The organism is Rhodococcus sp. BE178 (assembly GCF_050433545.1).
In the GTDB taxonomy this organism is placed as follows: Bacteria; Actinomycetota; Actinomycetes; order Mycobacteriales; family Mycobacteriaceae; genus Prescottella.
In genome coordinates, this window is record NZ_JBNPXA010000042.1 from 1 (window position 1) to 1,048 (window position 1,048).

General features: G+C 66.5%; 1 protein-coding gene. It reads right to left on the bottom strand.

Annotated features, from left to right (window positions below; genetic code table 11):
* Positions 1–10: 10 nt before the first annotated feature.
* Positions 11–1,048, bottom strand: a 1,038-nt coding sequence (locus J2X34_RS28410) for an ISL3 family transposase (protein ID WP_429520356.1), incomplete at its 5' end; no start/stop codon positions are given.

Here is a 1,048-nt window from a genome sequence, read left to right on the forward strand (position 1 = left end):
GTGGGTCTCCTCAGGTTTGTGTGGGTAGTTTCGGGTCGATTCCGCCGAGCATGAGATAGATCATCGAGGTCAGTGATCGTGCGGTGTGGTGTCCGTATCCGCGGGCGTTGATCAGGCGGATTTTGGCGTTGACGCCTTCGATGAGTCCGTTGGAGACACCGAGCTCGACGCCGGCGACGATGCCGTCGTAGTGCCGGCGGATCCGGGCGGCGAGCATCGTGAAGGGGCGTAGGCCGCTGCGTTCAGCAGTGGTGATCCATCGGCGTAGGTAGCGGGCCGCGTTGCGGGGTTCGACGGTCCGGAAAAGTTGTCGCAGTTGTTCTTTCAGCCTCCAGGCGGTGCCGATCTGCCGGTCCTTGCGGGTGATGGAGTGCACCAGTGCGTGGCGCTCGGGGTCGAGTCGGTTCGCGCCGGTGCGCAGCGCGGTGCGGGTGCGCCGCCATCCGCCGGCGGACAGGTCGAGAGCGGCCCGGTTGGCGGTCATGGCGTCGGAGAACACGGCGTCGAGCGCCCGGCCCGCCCATTGCATGACGTGGAACGGGTCGTAGCAGATGCGGGCGCGAGGCAGGTGGGTTTCGGTGGCGGACCGGAAGGCGGTCGAGCCGTCCATGGTCACGACCTCGATGCGTTCGAGTTCCGTATTGCTTTGTCGGGTATAGAAGTTTGCGAGGGACTCGACTCCGCGGCCTGGTTGGACATCGATGACGGTGCCGGTGGCGTGGTCACCGATCACGGTCAGGTATTTGTGGGGGTGGCGGTAGCAGATTTCGTCGACCCCGATCCGGTAGATCGAATCGAGGCGGCGTTGGTCGAGTAGTTCGTCGACGGTGCGGTTGATGATCGCGGTGACCGTTTCCCACGCGCAGCGCATCAGGGTGGAGACGGTGGTGCGGTCGGTGCGGGCGGCGAGCCAGAGGACGGTGTCTTCGAAGTCGCGGGTGTGGCGGGCGGTGGGCCGCGCCCAGGGCACCTGCTCGGTGCGGACCCCGCAGTTCGGGCAGGCCACCCGCCGGATCTGGTAGACGAGCCAGAGCCGTCGGGTGCCCAG